Here is a 23,496-nt window from a genome sequence, read left to right on the forward strand (position 1 = left end):
GCGTACCTAATTCTTCAATTCCTCCAAATTACGGTAGGTTGTTAAGCGCCCAGAGTTGGTTTTGGGGGTAGGCGTTGGGGGCGGGGTAGATTCGGGGCGGGATGCTTTGGGACCGAATAATCTGAAATTGTTGAAACTACGCGTAAACAGATAACTCGCTCCGTACGAAATGGCATTGGGCCCGCTGGCAGTGATTTGGTTCTGGATGTTGCGGTTATACATTCGGAGGCGTTGGCTTCCGTCGTCGGTGAGCCAATATTCGAGGGTCCAGTCCAACAATAAACTCGTGGCATCGTATTGGTTTTGGCCGTACGAAAGTCGCCCATCGCGGGTGATGCGGAAACGGTCGTTCAGGAATCGGTACGAAAACCGTAATTGAAGATTATTGATGGCGTTGGGGTTGGCTTCGTTAAAATTGAGGTTTAGTCCCGAAACGCCCAGTTCCAAGTTTTCATTGATGGATGAGCCCCATTTGCTCAATTGGCTCGTGACCATCTCGCTGAGGCTGTTGGTCAGTCCCGAAGCCGATTGTAATAAAATGTTGTTTTGATCGGAAATCAACTGCCCAAAGAGCAACATACTACTCACCTGCTGCGACAGATACTGCTCATCGCGCTTGAGGCGCTCTTCTACGGCCGTGATTTGGTACGACAAAGTAGAAGGGTATTCTTTGAACTTCAAGCCATACGAAATCTGAGGAGAAAGCATTTTTTCATTTAACGAAATCATCACTTCTACGGGATAGCGTCGGGTATTGAGTTCATTGGAGGTGGAGGTGCCGCTTGTTTGAAACAGCGGTGAAAGTAGAGCACTAGAGGTATAGTTTGCTTTTACGTCGAGGGTGGCACCGTAGGGGTCACCTGTCCACGAAATGCGACTTCCTTTCTGAATCTGAAATTTCTTATTGATAACGTTTTGGAGGGTAAAGAGGTAGTCCCCGTTTTGAATTTCGTAAGCACCGCTCATGTTGAAATCGCCGCGCGTATCTATTTTGAGGTTAATCAATCCGCGTCCGTAGGCCTTGATGGCATCGCCCGTTTGGCGGTCAAACTGGATTTCGCAATACGCATCGGGCGTCATGTTTAACCGAAAATCCATTTTGATAATGCTTTCTTCGGCGGGGACAATCTTGTCTTTATTTGCGGTCTGTTTGTTAGCGGTATCGGGCAGCGAAGAGACAAATTGCACAAAATCCTCAGACGCGACCTCGGCGGCACCGTCGAGTGGAATGTAGATTTTTGTGCCCCGATTACTGGTCAAATCCGCGCTGATTTTGAAGTTGTTTATAGGGCCAAATATCTCCATTTTCCCTGTGGCGTAGGCACTGCCATAAAACAGTTCATTGTCTCGAATGGTGGTATTTAGGATTTTGAAATTACGCATATCAGCATCAAAACCAAGCGAGAACTTATTGAAACTATCGTGGTAGACGCCACCTCGCAACGTAGCGGTATTGCCTTCGGGGTCGGTCAGGCGTAAATTCCGGACGCGAATGTCGCTTTCACCAAAGTACACTTTGTCTTCAAATGAAAACACCGCTTTGAGGTAATCAAACGTAAGGCGGCCCTGCTTTACATCAACCGTTCCGTCCAGTACAGGCGCAGTGACAGGCCCTGTGATGGAAACGGTCCCCACGGCGCGTCCGCTCAAATCTGAGACTAAACCGCGTGCAAAAGGTTCAAGCAGTTGCAGGTTGGTTTCGCTGAAATTGGCTTTTAAGTCTAATTCGTTGTTGGCCTGATTAGGGGTGTAAGTGCCAGTAATAGAAAGTTCACGTTTGGCTTTTGAATCCAGATGAATATCAACGTGGAGGTGTTTGTCGATGGGGTCCCATTCGCCGTCGCCGGTGAGGTTGCCCATCAAAAAGTTATTGTAGGTCAGCTTCTGTACGTCAGCCTTGGTGTCAAAAATTAGCGTCCGGTACAAATCCCGCATCGTAACGCTCCCGTTGGCGGTACCTGCCAGATTGACGTTGATAAGGGGCGTCAGGGTAGTGAGTTCAAAATTACGGGTCTCAAACGAAAGTGTTTTGGTTGAGTCGGTCGAGATTTCGCCGTTCAGCGCTAGGAGTTGGTCTTTGCCGTTTGGTTTTAGATTAACGTTGCTCAACGTGACGTTTGCCCCCATGATGGTGATGAGATTATTGGGGTCAACGTTCCAGTCTTCTTCCAGCAAACGGAGTTTTGATTTTCTAAATTGTAAATAAAGATAATCGCCCACAAACCGAAGTTCGCCGTTGAGCGTAGCGCGGTTAGACATATTTTGCTGGCGCAGGCTGCTTCTGAAATTGATGTGGTCGGTTTCCCACGCGGCTTCAAGGGCCAGTTTTTCGGTGGGGGCAATGCCTACCAATTGTTGTTTCTCCGAATTGATAATGGCCGACGCCAACACCTCGGGACTGTTGGTAAATTTGGAAGTGTTGAGGTCAAGCTCTGAATTATAAAAGGAGTTATTGCCGATTTTGAGGGTATCAAACTGCCCCGTCATTGAAAAAATAGACGTGTTGTCAACGGTAAACACTCCCTCGGCCGTGGAGCCGTTGGATATGTAGCCTTCGGGATACAGAAAAGCCAGCAATTGATCCATTTTTTTTGCTCGGATGCGGTAGTCAATGCTGTACCGTTGCCAAAAAGGCTGCTTGCGCTTTTTATCCTCGTAATATTGAAGTCGCGCGCCTTCGTCGCCGAAGAAATACATTTGGTATTCATCAAACAACTGCGCCAAATCGGTGACGGCTTTGGTCGGTTGGAAAACGCCCTGCGCCTGAAAATTAAAAAATTCGGAAGAGATAAACAGACGACGGAGGCCATCGGTCAGGCGAGAATCAACCAGTAGCGTATCTACCACAATGTTTCGCTTTTTGAAAGTGGCGTAGCTGTTCAGAAATTTAGCCCGACCCACGATTTCATCCATCGTATTTCCTTCCAAATCTACGTTTAACTCGGTGTGAATCATCAGCGAGTCGCTCATGAATTTGAGCGCCCGAAGGTCAGCCCTCTGAATAAACCCCTCGGCGTGGTAGACGTATTTGGGTTTTGAGAAATCAAATGCTCCGTCTACATCCGCGATGAGGTTGGAGTCTTTGACGATGACCGAACCCTTGAAAAACTTATTTTGAAGCGTTCCGTTGAGAAACACGTTGCGGTAGTCGTAATTATTATAGCGGAAGCGTGGCAAGCGTCCGTTGAGGTTGAGAGAAGCGGTTTTGAGCGAGAAGCCTTTGCCGCTGATTTTGCCGTTGAGGTCTATCTCCGAAAATTCGTCGTCGTCGACTAGCTTGCCTAGGTCAAAATGGTGCGTGTTGATGTCAGCCGTATAGGTCGGGATTTTGGCGGCCAGATTCATTTCTAGTTCTTTCACCGTCACTTGTCCCAAGGCCGTTTTAAAATCACCGTTGAGCTTAAACTTGTCGTAGGTGCCGTTGTATTTTCCCGAAAAATCAACTACCCCAAATTTTTGGACCAGGTCATTAAACGATTTTTCGGGGTAATATTGGCGTAAATCGGCGGCGTCTACGCGGGTGTTTTTGAGGTTAAAGGCCATGACCGATGTTTCAAATTCCGTCACGCCCTTAAAGCCAATGTCGCCGCGCAACACGCTGTTTTTTCCAAACCGTAAGTTGGTTTCTGACAAACGGAAATTGTTGACCGTACCCACAAAATTGCCGTTGGCGTGCCAAGTTTCGTCGAGGGTAAAAAGATAATCGGCAAACCAGCCCAAATCTTCGGAGCGCACGCGGGTGCTGTCTAAGTGCGCCCGCATCAGGATTTTTTCGTTAAAATCGCCGAAAGCGGCGGGCGAATCGTAGTTGAAAGAAATATAGTTGCCAATCACCGAATTGCCGATGCGTGCGTACAACTGGGCCAATTCCAACTTGGTACGACAATACAACACTTTGCTATCCAACTCTTTGATGGTGAGGTTGGTGCGTTTGTCGAAGGTGCGTAAATTCTGGACTTTTAGGGCTATGGTGTCCCCCAAAACCAGAAAGTTCTTGGCTTCTCCGTTGATACTTTTGAGGGTAAAGTGGTTATAGTCAAAGGTTTTTCCATGCATTCGTTTTTCGCGCGGGTCGTCCCACCGAAAGGAGCCGTCGATGAGGTGAACCTGTTTGATGACAAACGGCACGTTTTGATCTTTTACGCCAGGGGCATTGGGGTTGGCGGTCAGTTCTTCAATGCGGGCAATGAATGCGTCGAGGTTTAATTCTCCCGTTTTAGGGTTTTTAACGAGCCATACCGAAGGTTTGTAAAGTGTGGCTTCGTCGAGGGTGGTGCCAAAAGTCTTCTTACCTTTGCTGAAAATAAGGGACCAAAAATCGTGATTAATATCAATGCGGGCTACATCAATCATCGGGCGACCGTTTCGGTCCAAAATGGTGACGTCTTCCAACGAAACGGCATCAAACCACTGGACGTTTACGCGGCCTACGGAGGTAGGGTGCTGGAGTTCTTTGGACAGCCATTTGGCCACGCGGTTGACTACCTCGGTTTGTATCGCTGGAAACTGGATGCCCAATATCACCACTTCTGTCAGCAGCATAACCGCGACAAGCAGGATAAAAATGGCATTGCCTATGTACCAGAGGAAACGTTTCATGGCCGCGCTGCGGATAGTCAGTTAAAAGCTTTTGATGAATAACCCATTCACACTTAACCCTTAACGGATAACAATTAACAAATATTCAAGCGAAATGACAACTATATTAGCCATAGAATCTTCGTGTGATGAAACCTCGGCGGCCGTAATTTCTAACGGTCAACTGCGCTCCAACATTGTAGCGACGCAGGTGATTCATCAAAAATACGGCGGAGTTGTGCCTGAATTAGCCTCCCGCGCGCATCAGCAGCACATCCTGCCAGTGGTCGAAAAAGCACTTGAAGATGCAAAAGTAAGCAAAAAAGACCTTAATGCCATCGCTTTTACGCGCGGTCCGGGGCTTTTGGGAGCATTATTGGTGGGTGCTTCCTTTGCCAAAGCCCTAGCTTTGGGGCTAAAAGTGCCGTTGATTGAAGTACACCACATGCAGGCGCACGTGCTGGCGCATTTCATTGAAGAGCCTTGCCCTGTCTTTCCTTTTTTGTGTTTGACCGTGAGCGGAGGACACACCCAAATTGTACTGGTACGTGATGCGCTCGACATGGAAATCATCGGCGAAACGCAAGACGATGCCGTGGGGGAGGCTTTTGACAAAACCGCAAAGCTGCTCAATTTGCCCTATCCGGGTGGGCCATTGGTAGATAAATACGCCCAACAGGGCAACCCGCTTGCGTTTCCGTTTCCTCTGTCTGAAATGCCGGGGCTCAATTTCTCTTTTAGCGGAATCAAGACCTCCATTTTGTATTTTTTGCAAGATAAAATGAAAAGTAACCCGCAATTTGTGGAAGAAAACATCGCCGATATTTGTGCGAGTGTGCAGCATACCTTAATCAAAATGCTGTTGCAAAAACTGCGCAAGGCCGCCAAACAAACGGGGATTTCGGAAATTGCCATTGCGGGCGGAGTTTCGGCCAATTCGGGCCTGCGAGCGGCATTGCTGGAAATGGGGGAGAAAGAGCATTGGAAGGTATACATCCCGCGTTTTGAGTACTGCACCGACAACGCCGCCATGATTGCCATGGCGGCCCACTTCAAATATATCAAAGGAGAATTTTCTGAACAAACCATCAGTCCAATGCCTAGGATGGCATTTTAACCCGTTTTGAAGGGGCGTTTTTTCGGAGATAAAACGCAATTTTAATGGGCCTTGGGCAAGAAAGCGAATTGTACAGCGTTACTACGGCAAGACTTGAGTTTACTTCTTGTCTATGTACAATTAGTTGAAAACCCCGCAGTTTATAATCACTGCGGGGTTTTTTGTGCACATTATTTTAGGCAAGCAGGGGATAAAACAAAGGCAAAGAAAAAGATTGACGTTTGGGTATATTATGCCTTTTTGCACTGGCATTTTTGGCTGTGGCACACTAGGCTTGCTTTTTATGACTTGACGATTAATATCCAAATTAGGCAACGTATATAGTGTAGGGTTAAGGGAGGTGTTTCTTAAAAAAAAGTGTTTCAGTATGGTATACAATGGGTAAAAATAAATGGCTTAAGTGGTTGTAAAATTAATGGGCATGGTATCGTAGAGACCACTTGTTATTTTTTGGCTTTTAAATTCTTGTGAATAAAATGCTTAAAAGTAGTAGACTGATAGTATTGTGGATAGTTAGGTACGGTGGAATAATAGAATTTTTGAAATGCAATTTTAGCTAAGCTTTTGATGTTCAATTTGTTTTCTTTTAAAGTTGCAAATTTTAATTTGGGTTGTTTAGTAAATTATTGCACAAAATGAATTAATTTTAGTTCATTAACTATGCCTTATTGTTGGTGCGTTACTTGTTAAGTAAAAATTTACTATTATCTCAACGTGTTATGAAAAAAGAATTTGTTTGCCTACCGATTACCGATTTATTAAAATACGGAAGTCATGCTATAAATCGTGGCAGCGTATCTGGTAAGGACGTTTGGGTGCTAAAAGATAACCAACAAAACCCCGTTGCGCACCAATACATCGAAGAAGGAAAACTCCCCTTTCAGAATGTATATTGCTTATTGGAAAAAGACGCCTTTGCGAGTCATAAAAGTCATAAATTATTGATAGAAGCGTTTCTAGCAGGCTGTTTGTTTTAGACTAATAAGGTAAAACCTAAGGAGGTGCTAAAAGACCTTAGTAAAAATAATCGGGTGTGTTTTTTCATTTTGGGAACGATTTTCGTCGCTCCAGTATAGCGTATTATCTGAATCATCGGCCTTGATTTAGCCGATTTAAAGACCTCTCTCGAAACAATATCTTTTTATCAGCAGGTGAATCATTCTTTGAGGATTTGCGGTATGGCTGTTACAGAGTTGATTATGGCAAATGTAGGTTTCAATAGGGTTTGTCTAACAAAATTTAGTTATTAACACGACATAAATATTTTCAGGAAACTTATGAGAAATATATCTTCTTGTCACTACTTTTGTCTAGCCACCTGCTATCACGAATTGAAATCAGTATATTTGAAAATGCGCCTTCCCATCATTCCTAGATTGGCTCTTTTTTAATTAAAATTATTTTAGAGAATAATGTCAATCAGTCCAGTTGTGCCCCCAACTTTCGATGATGAAATCTAACTTGCGAGAACTCAAAAACCATAAATGGAGAATTTACCAGTACCCTTAAACGAGATTGAACGATTAAAAGCACTCAAGAATTATCGAATCTTAGATACCCTGCCCGAAGCTGAATTTGACCGGCTCACCGAGTTGGCCTCTATGATATGCGGCACTTCGATATCGCTCGTTTCGTTGATTGATGAAGACCGGCAGTGGTTTAAGGCTAGGACGGGCCTTGGCGTAACCGAAACGGATAGAAGTCTAGCTTTTTGTCAGTATGCTATCATGGGTACTGAGATTTTCGAGGTGGAGGATGCAACACTCGATGAGCGTTTTAAAGATAATTCGTTGGTAACCTCTGACCCCAACATTCGTTTTTATGCAGGATATCCACTGACAGACCCCAATGGTTACGCTTTGGGGTCGCTTTGTGTAATTGATGATCACCCTGGAAAACTTACGGAGAAACAGCAACGTTCTCTGCAATTGTTGGCCGAGGTTGCGATTTCATTGATTGTGGAGCGAAGAAACCGGGAAGAACAGGCGCATTTTGAAAAACTATTTAACTCTTCAAACGACCTGATTTGCGTAGCTGGAACGGATGGCTATTTTAAACGAGTCAACCCCGCTTTTCATCAAGTGCTTGGTTGGGAGGATAGCTACCTGTTAGAAACGCCTTTTTTTGAATTTGTTCACCCCGAAGATGTAGAAACTGCACAAGCACAATTAGCTAAATTGATGCAAGGGCAAATGACGGGCAGTTTCAACTATCGCTTCAGAACCAAAGATGGGAGCTACAAACATTTGGAATGGGCCGCTACGCCCGAGCATTCTACTGGTAGTATTTTTGCCATCGCGCGAGACGTGTCGGCGGAAAAAGAAAAAGAACTGAAACTCAAACTTAGTGAAGACCGGTTCAGGGCATTTTTTGAGAATTCGCAGGGGTTGATGTGTACCCATGATCTAAAAGGTAATTTTATCTCGGTCAATGAAGCGGGTGCGGGTATTTTGGGCTATACAGTAGCCGAAATCCAAAGCATGAGCCTGTATGATATTGTGCCCAAAAATGCCAAAGAAGCGTTGACGCATTACCTGCAAACCATCGCAAAGGAGGGGAAATCCAATGGATTGATGCACACGCTTGACAAAAACGGCTCGCTGAGAATATGGATATTTAATAATATTTGTGAGAAAGGCTCAGACGGCGAGTATTATGTGATTGGCAACGCACTTGACATCACCAAAAGGCATCAGTTGGAAGTAGATTTGAAACAAACCAAAGAAATGCTCGAACAAACCAACCAAATAGCCCGAGTGGGTGGATGGGAGCTTGATTTGGTAAAGAATAAAGTGTTTTGGTCGGATGTTACCAAAGAAATTCATGAAGTAAGCCCTGATTTTGAGCCTGATATAACAATGGCAATCAACTTCTATAAAGAAGGAAAGAATCGGGCTAAAATTATGGAAGCTTTTACCAATGCGGTTGAAACAGGAGCTTCCTATGACCTTGAATTGCAGATCTTGACCGCAAATGGTAATGAGCGTTGGGTCAGGACTTTGGGGAATGCTGATTTTGAAAATGGAAAATGCCGACGGATATTCGGAACGTTTCAGGACATTGATGCTCAGAAAAAAGCCCTTGTCGAAACCAACCGTTCCCGAAAACTCCTCAACGATGTACTCCAGTCGGCGTTGCAGGTGGGTATTATTGCAACGGATGCCGATGGAATGATTACCCTTTTCAATAGCGGTGCCGAACGAATGCTAGGCTATAAGGCAGAAGAGCTTATTGGTAAGCAAGACCCGTCCATCATCCATGATTTGGAAGAAGTTCAGCGGCGTGGTGAACAGTTGAGCCTTGAGTACGGACAGACCATTGAAGGGTTTAGGGTGTTTGTCCACAAAGCTGAACTGGACGGCTCTGAGCAAAGAGAATGGACGTATGTCAAAAAAGATGGTGCGCGAATTCAGGTTTCTTTGGTCGTTCATCCTATCCGCGATAATGAGGGTATTGTCATTGGTTTTCTGGGCGTCGCTATTGACATCACCGACCGTAAAAAAACCGAACAAGACCTGTTTATCGAAAAAGCGCGACTACTTGCGTTTGTAGAGCACGCTCCGGCAGCGGTAGCCATGTTTGATAGAGATATTCGCTACATTGCCGTTAGCAACCGTTGGATGGAAGAGTATCAGCTAAACGATCGTAGTGTGCTCGGATTAAGTCACTACGAGGTTTTTTCAAATATATCACAAGAGTGGAAAGAGATCCACCGCCGCTGCCTTTTGGGTGCGGTAGAAAAGAATGATGAAGACCAATGGCGGCCCGAAGGATGGGACCACGACCAGTTTTTGCGTTGGGAGGTGCGGCCGTGGTATCAGTTTGACGGCTCGGTGGGTGGAATCATGATGTTTACCCAAGACATTACCGAGATATGCCTGCAACGGGAGGAATTGAAAAAAGCCAAATGGCAAGCCGAGCAGGGAAGCGTGGCTAAGTCGGAATTTTTGGCCAATATGAGCCATGAAATCCGGACGCCGCTTAATGGTGTCATTGGTTTTACCGATTTATTACTCAAAACGACGCTCAACGAAACCCAGCAACAGTATCTTTCAATTGTCAATCAATCAGCCAACTCGTTGTTGTCTATTATCAATGATATTCTTGATTTCTCAAAAATAGAGGCTGGAAAGCTGGAACTCGACATTGATAAATGCGACCTCTTCGAAATCGGTAGCCAAACGGCCGACATCATTACCTATCAGGCCCAAAGTAAAGGGTTGGAGATGTTGCTGAACATTTCGTTAGACCTTCCCCGCTTTATTTGGGTTGACGAAGTACGCTTAAAACAAGTACTGGTGAATCTACTGAGCAACGCCGTTAAATTTACCAAAGACGGAGAGGTTGAGCTGAAAATTGAACCCTTGACCGATGTAACCCAAGAGCAGGTAACGCTTCGTTTTGAGGTGCGCGATACGGGTATTGGGATTAAGCCTGAAAAACAAGAGAAAATATTTGAGGCTTTTTCGCAGGAAGATGCCTCTACCACTAAAAAATACGGCGGTACTGGATTGGGATTGGCCATTTCCAATAAATTGTTGGGATTGATGGGTAGCCAACTTCAGTTGATAAGCGCGCCTGGCCAAGGTTGTACATTTTATTTTGATTTAACCCTCAAAACGGAGCCTGGTGAATCTATCAACTGGGAAAATCTTGACTTGGTCAAAAATGTCCTCATTGTGGATGACAACGACAATAACCGGGTGATTTTGAGGCAAATGCTTTTGTTAAAACAAATCAATTCTGAAGAAGCCCAAAACGGTTTTGAGGCGCTTCAGATGCTGGCCCAAGGCAAAAGGTTTGATGTAATCATGATGGATTATCATATGCCTTATATGGATGGGCTGGAAACAATACGGAAGATAAGAAATAGTTTCAATAAACTTCCTGAGGAGCAGCCCGTGATTCTTTTACATAGCTCCTCCGACGACGGCACCATCATCAAAGGCTGTGAAGAACTGATGGTGAATCAGCGCTTGGTGAAACCCATCAAGATGCAGGATATGTACGATACCCTGTCGCGTTTACATCGAAAAACCGAAACGGCGCCCGTGCTGTCGATGATTGTTCCACTAACCGAGCCTGTACAAGAGAAAGAGGTAATTCGGGTCTTGATTGCCGAGGATAATCCCGTCAATATGCTGCTGGCAAAGACCATCATTCGGCGAGCCGCGCCCAATGCGGTGATTATTGAAGCCGTAAACGGAAATGAAGCGTTGAATTTCTGCCGAACTGATTTGCCCGATATTGTATTTATGGATGTTCAAATGCCCGAAATGAACGGCTACGAAGCCACGCAGAAAATCAGAGAGTTGCAGCAAGAAGCCCATATTCCCATTATTGCCGTGACGGCAGGAAATCTGAAAGGCGAAAAAGAGAAGTGTCTGGAGGCAGGGATGGATGATTTTGTGGCCAAACCTTTTGTTGAAGAAGCAATCATTGTTTTGTTTGAAAAATGGACTGGAGGAATCCACAAAAAAGGCAAAAAGGCAGGCGGAGGCTCTATAAAGGATACCAGCATTCATTTCAATGTTGAAACCATAAAGTCGTACGTGGGAGATGACAATGAAATACTGGACGAGTTTTTGGGTCTGACAATCAGTGAATTGGAGAAGTCATGCAATGCACTGCTTGAAGAAGCCGAGAAGAAAGACCTCGTTGGGCTCAAAAAAATCGGACATAAAATGTACGGAACTGCGGTAACGGCGGGGACGTTGGCATTGGCCGAGCTGGCTAGAGAAATAGAATTGCTGACCGAATTTAATCCTAAGGTGGTGGCGAGGTTGTTGCTCCAAACCCAAGACGAGGTTCTGCTGGTCAAACGACTGATTACGGATATTATGATTACGCATGAAGGGTGAGGCATGGCCCCACCCTTCATGCGTAACTCCAAAACTATGACTCGTCCGCTGGGCTAGACTTTGGCTGGGTCGGGGTGTTTGTACGGCTGACGATAAGGCCGAATCAGGAGGCTGTTGGCTTCCCGGTCACCCACGATTTCGCGTTTCTTGGGGTCATACACCACGGGGCGTCCAACTTTCATGGAAATGTTGGCCAAAATACAGCTTGCGGTAGAAATATGCCCTTCTTCAATGTCGGCTACTGGTCGGCCGCCGTTTTCGATGGCCGCTATAAAATCAAGCATGTGTAGGCGTGTAGCGGGAGCGGCGTTTAGCTCAATGCGCTCTTCGGTGTTGTCTTCTGGGTATTTTTCTTTTTCATATACCACATCTTTGTGGATTTTTTCGCCTTTGCCTTGCGGAATAAAATCATACGCCATGGTGCTTGCCCAGAGGGTACCTTTGTCACCATAAAGCGTAAACGACCACGGATAGGCTGGGTTGTTGGGCGTGCCCCAAGTGCGGTGTTGCCACACACAGTTGAGTTCGGGATATTCAAAGACCGCCGACTGCGTATCCGAGATATTGGATTTGCCTTCTTTTTGCACATAAATACCTCCTTGTGAGGATATTCTGGTAGGCCAACCTAGTTTTAACATCCAACGAACGGTGTCAAACATGTGGACGCACATATCGCCCGTAATGCCGTTGCCGTACTCGGTGAAGGTACGCCACCAACGGATGTGCGGCAGGCCGTCGTAAGGTCGCATGGGGGCGGGGCCAGTCCATGATTCATAATCCAAAAACGCGGGCACGGCTTCGGTGGGTGGATTACCGTTGTTGCGCATGTGAAAATAGCAGCACATTTCAACGTGCGATATTTTGCCCAAAAGGCCAGCATCTACAATGTTCTTTTTGGCATCAATGAGGTGAGGGGTGCTTTTGCGTTGCGTTCCTACTTGTACTACTTTGCCGTACTTGCGGGCGGCCGCCACCATGGCTTCCCCTTCCATTACGTCAACGCTAATGGGTTTTTGTACGTACACGTGCGCCCCTGCTTTCAGCGCGTCGATGGTTTGGAGGGCGTGCCAGTGGTCAGGAGTACCGATGAGGACAATGTCCAACTGATTTTCGGCCAGCATTTTCTTATAATCGCCATACAGCTTGGGTACTTTTCCTGATTTCTGACGTTGGCTCACGAGTTTTCCAGCGGCTTCTAGCATATTTTTATCCACGTCGCAGAGCGCAATGACATCGACGGAGGCAACCTGAATGAGTCGAAACAAATCGCTTTTGCCATACCAGCCCGTACCAATCAACGCTACGCGGTAGGTTTTTGCCAATTTTAGGTTCGTCATTCCTTTAGCATTGACTGCCGTAAGGGCCAAAGAAGCAGAGGTTCCGAGTAAGAAACGTCGACGGTTGATGTGAAAATTATCCATTAGAAATTAAAGGTTTTCGTGCGACAGCCGTCGCGGTTTAGTAGTATTACTCTTCTAAAAGTGGCTTCCGTGCGGCAAATACTTTTTTATCCGCCATGATTTTCACAGGTACTATTTTTTAGTGGATTCGTCAGGTTTTTTTGGACAAAAAACGAAAAGTTATTCAACCCCTTTTACCTGCATTTGGAGTGTGAAAACGGCCTTAGAAGCGGTAATAAACAATACATCACGGTTTTTGCCGCCAAAACAAACATTGGCCGTCCAGCCTGCTGGTACGGCAATGCTTTCTATTTTCTTTCCGGTGGGGTCATACACGGTCACGCCTTTGCCGGTGATGTAGAGGTTGCCACGATTGTCGAGGGTGATTCCGTCTGAGCCTTGAGATAAGTGCAATTGGCGATTGGAGAGGGTACCATCGTCGTTGATTTGGTATTTATAGGTTTTGCTCGCCCGTATGTCGGCTACGTAGAGGTACTTACCATCGGGCGTTCCGACGATTCCGTTGGGTTGCACCAGCGCATCGTCCACAATCACCGCTTCTTTTTTTCCTTTGGGCAAATAGTATACTTTTTGACCTTCAATTTCGGGTTTTTTACGGGTCCAGTAGTCGCGTTGATAGTATGGGTCGGTGAAGTATATGCCGCCTTTTGCGTCGAGCCATAAATCATTTGGGCCGTTGAATTTTAGCCCTTGATGGCCATCCAGCAGCACGGTGATTTTTCCTTTCGGGTTAATGGACCACAGCTGGTTGTTTGCGTCGGCACAGGAAAGAATGTTCCCTTTTTTGTCAATAAAAAGCCCATTGGAACGACCTGCTTTCTCCATAAACAGGGATAATTTTCCGTCGGTGCCGTATTTCCAGATTTTATCGTTGGGTTGGTCCGTAAAAAAAATGTTACCCTTTTTATCGACCGCTGGCCCTTCGGTAAAAGCGAACTGCTCCGAAACCAATTGAATTGTGGCACCTTCCGCCACCAATTTGGGGGAGTCGGTTGATTGGCTATGGGTGGATGAAAAAGGCATCAGTAAAACAGAAAACAGAATGAAAGATTTGTGACAATGGTTCATAGCATTGGGAGTTAAACAACGCAAGTATAAATGCTGTTTGTGCCCGTTTCTACTTCTTTCTTTAAATACTCTTCTGTAAGAAAAAAAGAAATTAATCAATGAAATCAGGCGGTAGTTGGTCGCGCAGTAAGGCGGCGAGTTGGGCCGCAGGCAGTTTATCGGCATCTAAACTCATCGAAACCGATAGTTCAGAAAGGGGTTTCCAGCGCTGGCCCACAGGTGCGGAAAGTATGGGGAAAGGTTGATACCCTTCGCGTAGACGTTGGGTGTCGCGTTGGTGGCAGGTGCGGGGAGATGCCAGCAGCGCCACCGTCAGAATATTGGTGCCTGGTGCCCGCCAAAGGCGGTCCAGCATCATGCTCAGTTGGGGCGATGTACCAGTGCTTTCGAGGATACAGTAGTCGGCTTTTAGGGCGGCCATCCAAAGTTGATTCCACGCGGTATTTTCTTCTTCGGGCGTGGTGGCCTTCAATTGTTGTCGAAAATCATCAATCGCCAGTACTTCATAAAACGGAAGGAGCCGTTTCAATTCCTGAATAAAAGTGCTTTTTCCCGCCGCAGGTGGCCCGATGAGGTTAATGATGTGTCGCATAGCCCAAAGGTACTTCCGATTTTACATACCAGCGAGCGCTTTTTTCAGAGGGCCTTCTTAGGAAATCAATATTATTCAAAAAGCAAAGTTGCCCAAATCAAAAATACATTTTTTGATTTGGGCAATAGAACATTCTCAAAAAATCTTGGTTAAATAAATAGTGCCCTGAAATGAATCTAGGACAACGATGAAATAATAAAAATGCTTAAAAAGAGTAGGGTAAAATGCTATAAAAAGGAGTAAGGTAAAGTTTGTTTTTTGCAGACGTTTGCTAGTTTTGTATATCCTTATCTGGTATTTTTTGATTATTAAAGGATATGCAAAGATACAACCAGAGGTGCGTTTGACAAAGCCCAAAAATAGAAAATGGATGAATGACTCCTTTTGGTATGTGAATCCTTAATAATGGTAAATGAAAAGCAAACGGTCTCGTATTTATTCGTTCTTGTAAGCAATGAAAATAAACACGTTAATTATTGATGACGACATCAATTGGCAAAAAATCTTGGGCAAATTTGTGCAGATGAATCCTCTTCTTGAACTGGTAGGGGTATGTGGTTCGGTGATGGAAGGCTATGCCAAAATGGCCGAAAAAGAAGTGGATTTATTGATTTGCGATATAGAAATGCCCGAAATGTCGGGGCTGGATTTTATAAAAAGTATCCGCTACGCGCCCTGTGTTATTTTTGTGACCGCCCACCGTGACTACGCCTTGGATTGCTACGATGTATCACCGATTGATTTTCTATTAAAGCCCCTTGACATGGATCGTTTTTTGCAAAGCATCGAAAAAGTGCGGCAGCGCTTGGCTGTTTTGCCCGAAACGGCCATGGTATCTCCTTATTTTTTCGTGCGGGAAAACCTAAATTATGAACAGATTGCTTACAACGACGTGCTCTATATGAAAGCGCAGGACAATTTTCTACAAATCGTGACCAAACAAAAAAACTACCTGCCGATTATTTCAATTACCAAAATGGAAGAACAACTCAAAGGTGAGGCATTTTTGAGGGTTCATCGTTCATATTTGGTCAATCGGAGTGCTATTCAGCGTATTACTAAAAATGATATTGTGCTTAGCTCTGGGGAATTCATACCCATCGGAGACCAATACCGTATGCAAATCAACCGTAAGCATATTGAAGGGTATTTGATCAGTCGGAGCAGTTAGAGCGAGCCGTGAGGGTTGAGAAAATGTCATTTCTTTCTTCCAAAAACAACTCTGCTTTTGTCATTTGTTTATTTTGTTAAAGAGGAGCTCCTTTTTGTATTTTGAGAGGGCTTGGGGATTTGTTTTAATGGTTTGAAACAGAACGGGGCGTAGGATTTTTATGTACTTGCTGACTTTGGGTTGGTCAATGCCGAAAAACTCGGCCAATTGAACTTGTCGCACATTACCGTTTACATACGCCAAAATAAAAAGAAGAGAGTCGCGGGTATCGGCAAAGATGGCATTTTCATGAACGAACGGACGGCGATTTCGGGGAGTACCTTCCAGCGTAAATTCATTAAAATAGTCATTCAGGCTGTTTTCAAAAAATGGGTGCAATGCTTCAAACGTGCGGCGGTTTAAACCAGTAAGACGGCGGAGCATCGACTCATTGTTTTGTAAGTGGTTATAACGCCATGGAGAAAGGTTGGGCATACAGATGAATCGTTTATTTTTAATGAAGTGTTGAGTGTAAAAACGGTTTTGGAAGTAAAAGCTTAGAGACCCCCAAGTATGTTATTTGATTGGTTAAGTATAGGTATTCGCTCAAGGACAAAAAGCCATATTTTTTGTTTAAAATTAGATATACCAAAACCTAATTTAAAATTCAAAACCTTGAAGTTGGCGAATGGGTTTATTTTGTATTTAAAAAGGCATAAATTGTACTTGAGATGGAAGGTGTTTGAGGGTTTAAGTCGAACAATTATCAAGTCATTGCCACAGGTTTTCGAGTACAATTCAAGGTTGGTATCATAAGGGCGCTTAATTTTTTAAAACGTTGATGAAAAGCAATTGTGTTTTTGTTGTGGTATGGAGTTTGTTTTATGGGGTTATCCAAGCGCAGGTTTCGATTCCAGCGCTCCGACAACAAGCCGCTGCCGCCCATGCCGATAGCAGTCGCAGTCGATTATTTTACGAATTGGGGCGGCACTATGGGGAGCAGAATCTTGACTCTGCTTTTTATTTTTTGAACCAATCACTCGCGTTGGCCCAACAGGGTAAAGATTTATATGCCACCGCGCGAGCTATGTACGGATTCGGGTTTAGTTATTTGTATTATCAACATGATGAGAATTTGGCCATGCAATGGCTAAAAAAGGCAGTGGCTGTTGCCCAAAATAACAGAGATTACGTGTATTTGGCCAAAAGCTATCAATTGCTAGGGGTCATTGCCATGCATCAGGGTATCGGAAACCCTCATGATTTTTTTGAAGAAGCAGTGGCCTACGCCCAAAAGTCGAAAGATTGGCGGACTATTATGGACACCTACGAGGTTATTTCTAATGCATACCAAAAGCAAGAAAAATACGAAGAGGCGGCCAAGTTTATATTAAAAGCCATGGACGTGTGCAAGGAGCACGACATCGACAGCTGGCTTTCGAGTGGTTTGGATTATTGTGATATGCTCGAAAAACAAAACAAACGGGCCGAAGCCCGGTCATTTGCCAAAATACTCTACATCTATAAGGATAAGCTGAAACAAACCAAAGGGTATTTTGTGTACATGAACGACCTTGGAAGGCTCGAAACTAAGCTCGAAAAATATACCCAAGCCGAGGCTGTTTTTGAGAAAGTATTGGCGTATGAAAAACAAAAATCAAAGGTAGATACCTTTCATTTATATTTCATTTTTCGGAGTTTAAAGGATTTGTACGCTGAGCAAAAGGCTTTTGAGAAGGCATTTCGGGTGGGCAATGAACTCACGGAAATTCAGTTGTGGTTGGCGCAGAAAAGACAGACCCGCGACAGTCAGCTCCAAATGACTCAACTGAAATCGGCCTATGATTTAGAAAAAAAAGAAAGAGAAATAACCCTTCTGGCCCAACAAAAACGCGAACAGCAGAGGGTGCTCATGGCGGCGGCGGTGGTGGCGGTACTGCTGATTAGTTTTGTGGTGGTTTTGCAACGAAACAACCAGCGCATCGAACGTCAAAAAACGGAGCTAACGGAACTCAACACCACAAAAGATAAACTTTTTGCCATTTTGTCGCATGATTTACGGTCGCCCGTAGCAGGACTCAAAAATTATCTGATGCTTACCGATTGGGGGGTATTGACGCAGGCAGAATTTGCGGATTCGACCAAAAACCTGACGGTTCAGCTCAATAATGTTCACACCATGCTCGATAATGTGTTGAATTGGTCTTTCTCTCAAATGCGGGGGATTCGCCCCAAGCTGGAAAATGTGGAGATTACCTCCATCATTGAGGAAGAGATTGAGTTGTTGCTACCAATGGCTCAAACCAAAAATATTCAAATCGTCAACGAGATTTCTGCAAACGTCCAAATAATGGTCGACCGAAACCACGCCGCCGTTATTTTCAGAAATTTGCTGCAAAATGCCCTCAAATTTACCCATTCTGGCGGTAAAATCAGTCTCAGTTATTCCAAACAAAAAGACATGCACAAGTTTATGATAGCAGATACGGGCGTGGGAATGTCGGAAGAGCGGCTTCAAAATTTGTTTCACCTCAACAAAACAACATCCCAAATAGGTACGGCCCGCGAACAGGGAACGGGCGTAGGGCTGGTTTTGGTCAAAGAACTCGTGGTGGCAAACCAAGGTAAATTATCGGTAACAAGTGAGCTGACTCAAGGAACAATGTTTACGCTTGAGTTTAGCCACTAACCTAGCGTTTATCGGTACTTCTTTTGCCGGTTCAGCTGCCCAAAATGACACTTCAGTCGGTTTTAAATTGGTCATACGCTTCCTCAGGGGCAATATTTGTGGTGTCAACGGGCCGTGTTTAGGCTTTGTTGATTATAGTTACAACCATTTTAAAAAATAAAAAAACAAAACGCTGTGAAACGAATGAACTCTTTTGTGGTGGCCACAATGGCCATCCTCCTGATGACTGTATCTGGGTGTAAAAAAAATGACATCGAAGTAGAGCCCGGAGCCAATGGATTGCCTTTTGTCGGCAAACGTCTTATACTTTCATCCTTCATCATGGATCCCGCCGTGGACTTTGACGGTGATGGTAAACTCGACCCTGATTTGATGTTTTTATTGCGTGATTGTGATAAAGACAACATCATTATTTTTGAAAAAGGGGGCATACTTGGGGGTGAAAGCGGCGCCAAGCGCTGCGACGACGATGACCCTGCAGGAGGAAATCCAAGTGCATGGACGTATGATGAACAAACCAAAATGCTCCGTATCGTAGATGGCGACGATAAAAATGACATCTCGGAGTGGAAAGTGGTGGAGGCTTCATCAAAATTGTTGAAAGTGGAGATTGAAGAAGAAGAGGATGGAGAACCCGTGAAAATAGTGATGACCTGGAAAGCGGCCTAGCGCCCGTTTGTAATTGGAGTGTAGGAAGTAGGCCGTGCCCTGCGAGGTGCCCAAACTGGATTTTAGTTCGGGCCCTTCTGGGGGCGCGGCTTACGTATGTTTGCTCAGGGGCGAGGATGGAAAAAAAATGAGTTGTTTTGTCGAAATTCGACATTTTGTACCATATTCGCTTCCAAAACTCAGCAAGATGATTCCAACTCTATCCATTATCACGGCGGCTCATGACCGCATTCGGCCCTACATTCATCATACGCCCACGCTGACCTGCCAAACGTTGAACCGTGTCAGTGGGGCTGATTTATATTTTAAGTGTGAAAATTTTCAAAAAATTGGGGCATTTAAAGCCCGGGGCGGGGTCAATGCCGTGTTGTCGCTGACACCCGAAGAACTTAAAAACGGAGTCACCACCCACTCTTCGGGCAACCACGCCCAGGCCATTGCCTACGCGGCGGGGTTGGTCGGGACCAAAGCCTACATTGTGATGCCCCGCACGGCGCCTCAGGTGAAAAAAGATGCCGTACGCGGCTACGGAGCCGAAGTGATTGAGTGTGAGCCTACGCTTGAAGCCCGCGAAAGCACCGTAGAGCGGGTCATTGCCGAGCACGGGGCTACTATGATTCATCCATTCAATGATTATCGGGTTATTGCTGGTCAAGCCACCGCTACCAAAGAGCTTATCGAAGACCACGGCCCTTTTGACGTGATTATGGCGCCCGTAGGCGGAGGAGGTTTGTTGAGCGGAACCGCACTAGCCGCGCATTATCTTGCGCCTAAAACCGAAATCATCGCTGGCGAGCCAGAGGGAGCGGCCGATGCCGTGCTTTCTTTTAAGACGGGAAACATCGAGAAAGCGCCTTACATTGATACCATTGCCGACGGCCTGCTGACGAATTTGGGCGATAAAACCTTGGAAATTATCCGGCTGCACGTCAGAGATATTTTGCTCGTAAGCGACCCCGAAATCATTGCCGCTATGCGCCTGATTTGGGAACGCATGAAAATAATCATCGAACCTTCTTGTGCGGTGCCTTTTGCGGCCTTGCTCCGCAACAAAGAGCGTTTTGAAGGCAAAAAAGTAGGCATCATCCTCACGGGTGGCAATGTCGACTTAGGTAAACTGCCCTTTGGTAGCAACTAACCTCTGTGGCTCTCTGTTTCTCTGTGGTTAATAAATAAACCACAGAGAAACAGAGAGCCACAGAGACCGAACACTGATAAATGTTGTATGATAACTGTTAACTGTTAAATGATAACCACGCTCGGACTCGAACTTCCCACCGACCCGCGTTGGGTCAATATTGCGGAAATGCAGCTGGAACAAATCTTGGTAGACCATGCGTACTGTGAGCAAAAAGCCGCGTCGGCCTGTATTTCGATGATTGTGCATTTTCCCGAAAAAGAAAAACTTGTTGAAGTGATGACGCCCGTGGTGGCCGAAGAATGGGCGCATTTTAGAATGGTGCTCAAAGAACTTCATAAACGCGGGTATAAACTCGGACGCGCCCGGAAAGACGAATACGTAAACCGATTGCAAGAAATTGTAAAGAAAAAAGGCGACCGCGACGAGGTATTTCTCGACCGCCTGCTGGTGTGTGCGCTGATTGAAGCCCGTAGCTGCGAGCGTTTTAAACTCCTTTCTCAGCACATAGCCGACGAAAGTTTGCGGACATTTTACCACGAGCTGATGGTCTCGGAAGCAGGACACTATCGCAATTTTATCGAACTCGCCGAAGAATACCTGCCCGCCGAAAAAGTACGTGCCCGTTGGAAAGAACTCCTCCTTGCCGAAGCCCACATCATGAAAACCCTAGACTTACGCGGCGACCGAATGCACTGAGAAAGGATTTTAGAGAATTATACCCCATAAAAAAGCACCCAAGTAGGACTCGGGTGCTTTCTGTTTTCTTAACCTAAACTACTATTTAATTTCTCTATGGCTGTCTATAGGAGATAAACAAATAGCTTCAAACTTAGTGCCAGTGGGGTAAGTTGTTGATTATCAGTAAAATGTAAAAGTGTTTTTGTCCGTATACGGACACTGGGGTATCGGTAGCGGACACGTGACGCGATATGTGCAAGCAGAGGTATTATTTTTCTTCGTTGAGGGTTTTTATATCCTCAATCAATTGTTGCATTTCTAGCGTTAAGGTGCCGTTGTAAATACCGCGTATTCGTTTGGTTTTATCGACCAAAACAAAATGCTCGGTGTGCAAAAATTCAGTACTGTCTTTACTGTAACCTATATCTTCCTCGGCAAAGTAGGATTGCCGAGCTAATTGATAAATACTGCCTTTTGTCCCCGTCAGGAAGTGCCAATTCTGATTTGTAATGTTGTTGGTAGTTTTGTACTTTTTCAGGATAAAGGGTTTGTCTATCCATGGCGTGACTGAGAATGATAAAAACACAAGGTCTTTGTCGTTTTTTAAGCTATCACTTACCGTTTTCATATTTTTTGTCATCGTAGGACAAATACTGCCGCAGGAAGTAAAAATAAAATTGGCCACGTGGATTTTATTTTCTATTTCTTTTTGGGAAATGAAAATGCTGTCTTGATTCAAAAATGAAAAATCATTTATTTGATGCGTGATTTTCTCATCAACTTCCGATTTGTTGTCCATAAACAGCGGCGTAAAATCGGGTTCGTTATAATACGGTAAGGCAATTGATTTTGTTTTTTTATCTGTACAGCTAAAAAACAAAAAGCTACTTAACAACAAAAATACTATCTGATACATTTTTGCAATTTTTGGTTCCTAATAAGCCATACCTACGCCCATTGATAATCACATAATTGGCCCGTATTTTTCCGTTGTCATACCATGATTTTTGAGTGCCTTCTTCCTGACCATTTTTGAAATGCGCCAAATGAATCAATTTATTGTCAAAAGTCCATTCTTTCAATTCGCCTTCGTAAGCGTCGTTTTGGGCGATAAATTCAAATTTTTTATTCCCATTTTCCCAATAAGCTACCTGCTTTCCGTGCTTTGCTCCTTGGCGATAGATACGCTCTTCCATGATTTGTTTTTTGGCGTACCATTTTTTACAAACCCCATGCAATAACCCATTCAGGTAGCCATTTATAAAGAGTGTATCTTGGGTATTGGGATAAAATTCATACAGAAAACCCGAGTACTTTTGTGCATTCAGATACACCACATCGTTTCTTGTTTGAATGCCTTCTGACGAACTTAAAACGTAGGTTTTTGGGACGGCAGATTCGAGCAGAGAGGCTTCTTTTGGGTTGTTTGATAAACAGGAACAAACCAAAAGAAGCATTGATAATAGACCGTAATTTCTCATTTATTGGCTAACCGTTCCGGGCGTTCCATAATAACCGTTTCCGTTCAGATAAGGTGCATCGGCGGTAAAATGGTAATGATAAATACCATTGGGGAAGTCGATGGTAGGGTGAGTATGGCCGTGATAAACGTCTAAACTGCTGCTAACAACCGTTGTGCCGTTTTCTTCCTGAGGGCCATACACCGGAAAGCCGTCCAACAAAAAGCCCATTAAGCCTGATTTGGTAGATTTTACGGTTGTTAAGTACAGAGGTTCAACGTGATAATGGTATTGGCTGGTGCCGGTTGGATGTCCGTGGTATTTATCAAAACTGGCAATCTCCGAAGTGAGGGGTTGGTTGTTGGGGCCCGCATATTGGTTGTACAATGCCACTCCGTTCAATGCTACCCCAATGGCTCCCAATGGCGTAGCGGCATGATTGGCGGCCACGGTGGGATTGACGGGGATTTTAAAGGTAAAGGTCTGCGTAGCAATGGTGTTGGGGTTTTTTACGAAGGTATTGCCGCCAAAAGTTGTTCCGGAGTAGGCTTCAAACAAAGCGTTTGTGGCGGGGTAATAGGTGCTTTTATGATCGGGCACGCCATTGGTTTTTATGGTAATGTAGGTGCCATCATTGGTAACACTGGTTGCCCCGTAAATTTTACTGTACACCGCAGGTACGGCAGCGGTGTTGGTGTTTGTGATGACGTCATCTTCTTTATTGCAACTGGTGATGCTTGCTGCAAATATTACGGCAAAAGCTAATTTGTTGATTCTCAATTTTTTTTGTGACATCATGATCGGAATTTAGGTTGTTTTTTTTAGACGCTAAAAATGCATTTTAGTTTAATCAAACGATGACGTGATTTTATGGACGCTCGTTGGAAATTAGCGCAAGAACTCAAATGAATTGTTATGTAATTATTTGAAAATAAGTGAATTAATTAATTGTAAAAGAGGATGTAATGGCCGCAATCATCTGTCGAAATGTTACTTTAAATGTATTTTTTGCGGATGTAATTAGCTCAGTAGGCAGTTCTCGAATGGATTTGCCCTTGTTGGAACCCACGGG

Annotated in this window: 16 protein-coding genes; 8 read left to right on the top strand and 8 right to left on the bottom strand. The window is 44.8% G+C overall.

The window, feature by feature from the left end:
- Positions 1-6: 6 nt before the first annotated feature.
- Complete coding sequence (locus DVG78_RS07090; RefSeq protein WP_114460411.1) at positions 7-4,599, bottom strand: translocation/assembly module TamB domain-containing protein; 4,593 nt, start codon at positions 4,597-4,599, stop codon at positions 7-9.
- A 94-nt stretch (positions 4,600-4,693) separates the two neighbouring features.
- On the opposite strand from DVG78_RS07090, the gene tsaD reads away from it, so the two are divergent.
- The 3 genes from tsaD to DVG78_RS07110 all read left to right on the top strand — a co-directional run bounded on the left by tsaD (position 4,694) and on the right by DVG78_RS07110 (position 11,556).
- Positions 4,694-5,695, top strand: coding sequence for a tRNA (adenosine(37)-N6)-threonylcarbamoyltransferase complex transferase subunit TsaD (gene tsaD / locus DVG78_RS07095; protein ID WP_114460412.1), 1,002 nt, complete (start codon positions 4,694-4,696; stop codon positions 5,693-5,695).
- A gap of 719 nt (positions 5,696-6,414) precedes the next feature.
- Positions 6,415-6,672, top strand: coding sequence for a hypothetical protein (locus DVG78_RS07105; RefSeq protein WP_114460414.1), 258 nt, complete (start codon positions 6,415-6,417; stop codon positions 6,670-6,672).
- A 507-nt stretch (positions 6,673-7,179) separates the two neighbouring features.
- Complete coding sequence (locus DVG78_RS07110; protein ID WP_114460415.1) at positions 7,180-11,556, top strand: PAS domain S-box protein; 4,377 nt, start codon at positions 7,180-7,182, stop codon at positions 11,554-11,556.
- A 53-nt stretch (positions 11,557-11,609) separates the two neighbouring features.
- Here DVG78_RS07110 and DVG78_RS07115 read toward each other — a convergent pair whose 3' ends face one another.
- The 3 genes from DVG78_RS07115 to DVG78_RS07125 form a co-directional block, all read right to left on the bottom strand.
- On the bottom strand, positions 11,610-12,977 hold the full coding sequence (locus tag DVG78_RS07115) for a Gfo/Idh/MocA family protein (RefSeq protein ID WP_114460416.1): 1,368 nt from the start codon (positions 12,975-12,977) through the stop codon (positions 11,610-11,612).
- Between the two features lie 159 nt (positions 12,978-13,136).
- Entirely contained in the window at positions 13,137-14,045 is a 909-nt protein-coding gene (locus tag DVG78_RS07120) for an SMP-30/gluconolactonase/LRE family protein (RefSeq protein ID WP_114460417.1), read from the bottom strand.
- Between the two features lie 91 nt (positions 14,046-14,136).
- Positions 14,137-14,637, bottom strand: coding sequence for an ATP-binding protein (locus tag DVG78_RS07125; RefSeq protein ID WP_114460418.1), 501 nt, complete (start codon positions 14,635-14,637; stop codon positions 14,137-14,139).
- A 454-nt stretch (positions 14,638-15,091) separates the two neighbouring features.
- On the opposite strand from DVG78_RS07125, the gene DVG78_RS07130 reads away from it, so the two are divergent.
- Entirely contained in the window at positions 15,092-15,808 is a 717-nt protein-coding gene (locus DVG78_RS07130; protein ID WP_114460419.1) for a LytR/AlgR family response regulator transcription factor, read from the top strand.
- Positions 15,809-15,868: 60 nt separating this feature from the next.
- Here DVG78_RS07130 and DVG78_RS07135 read toward each other — a convergent pair whose 3' ends face one another.
- A complete protein-coding gene (locus DVG78_RS07135; protein WP_114460420.1) occupies positions 15,869-16,282 on the bottom strand; it encodes a transposase family protein in 414 nt (137 codons plus the stop codon).
- Positions 16,283-16,628: 346 nt separating this feature from the next.
- On the opposite strand from DVG78_RS07135, the gene DVG78_RS07140 reads away from it, so the two are divergent.
- The 4 genes from DVG78_RS07140 (at position 16,629) to DVG78_RS07155 (ending at position 20,982) form a co-directional block, all read left to right on the top strand.
- Positions 16,629-18,476, top strand: a complete 1,848-nt coding sequence (locus DVG78_RS07140; RefSeq protein WP_114460421.1) for a tetratricopeptide repeat-containing sensor histidine kinase — start codon at positions 16,629-16,631, stop codon at positions 18,474-18,476.
- Positions 18,477-18,659: 183 nt separating this feature from the next.
- Entirely contained in the window at positions 18,660-19,145 is a 486-nt protein-coding gene (locus DVG78_RS07145; RefSeq protein ID WP_114460422.1) for a hypothetical protein, read from the top strand.
- 187 nt (positions 19,146-19,332) lie between these two features.
- Positions 19,333-20,283, top strand: a complete 951-nt coding sequence (locus DVG78_RS07150) for a threonine ammonia-lyase (RefSeq protein WP_114460616.1) — start codon at positions 19,333-19,335, stop codon at positions 20,281-20,283.
- A gap of 108 nt (positions 20,284-20,391) precedes the next feature.
- A complete protein-coding gene (locus tag DVG78_RS07155; protein WP_114460423.1) occupies positions 20,392-20,982 on the top strand; it encodes a MiaE family protein in 591 nt (196 codons plus the stop codon).
- Between the two features lie 250 nt (positions 20,983-21,232).
- On the opposite strand, the gene DVG78_RS07160 is transcribed toward DVG78_RS07155, so the two are convergent.
- Genes DVG78_RS07160 through DVG78_RS07170 form a run of 3 tightly spaced genes read right to left on the bottom strand, consistent with a single transcriptional unit; the run spans position 21,233 to position 23,219 of the window.
- Entirely contained in the window at positions 21,233-21,880 is a 648-nt protein-coding gene (locus DVG78_RS07160) for an SCO family protein (RefSeq protein ID WP_114460424.1), read from the bottom strand.
- A complete protein-coding gene (locus DVG78_RS07165; protein ID WP_229598158.1) occupies positions 21,849-22,421 on the bottom strand; it encodes a toxin-antitoxin system YwqK family antitoxin in 573 nt (190 codons plus the stop codon). Before DVG78_RS07165 ends, DVG78_RS07160 begins: the two co-directional genes overlap by 32 nt.
- Before the next feature lie 24 nt (positions 22,422-22,445).
- Positions 22,446-23,219 carry a YHYH protein gene (locus tag DVG78_RS07170; RefSeq protein ID WP_114460617.1) on the bottom strand — a complete coding sequence of 258 codons (774 nt, stop codon included), beginning with the start codon at positions 23,217-23,219 and terminating at the stop codon, positions 22,446-22,448.
- Positions 23,220-23,496: the final 277 nt, after the last annotated feature.

Origin of the sequence: Runella aurantiaca, from assembly GCF_003339505.1 — a bacterium.
Classification (GTDB): domain Bacteria; phylum Bacteroidota; class Bacteroidia; order Cytophagales; family Spirosomataceae; genus Runella; species Runella aurantiaca.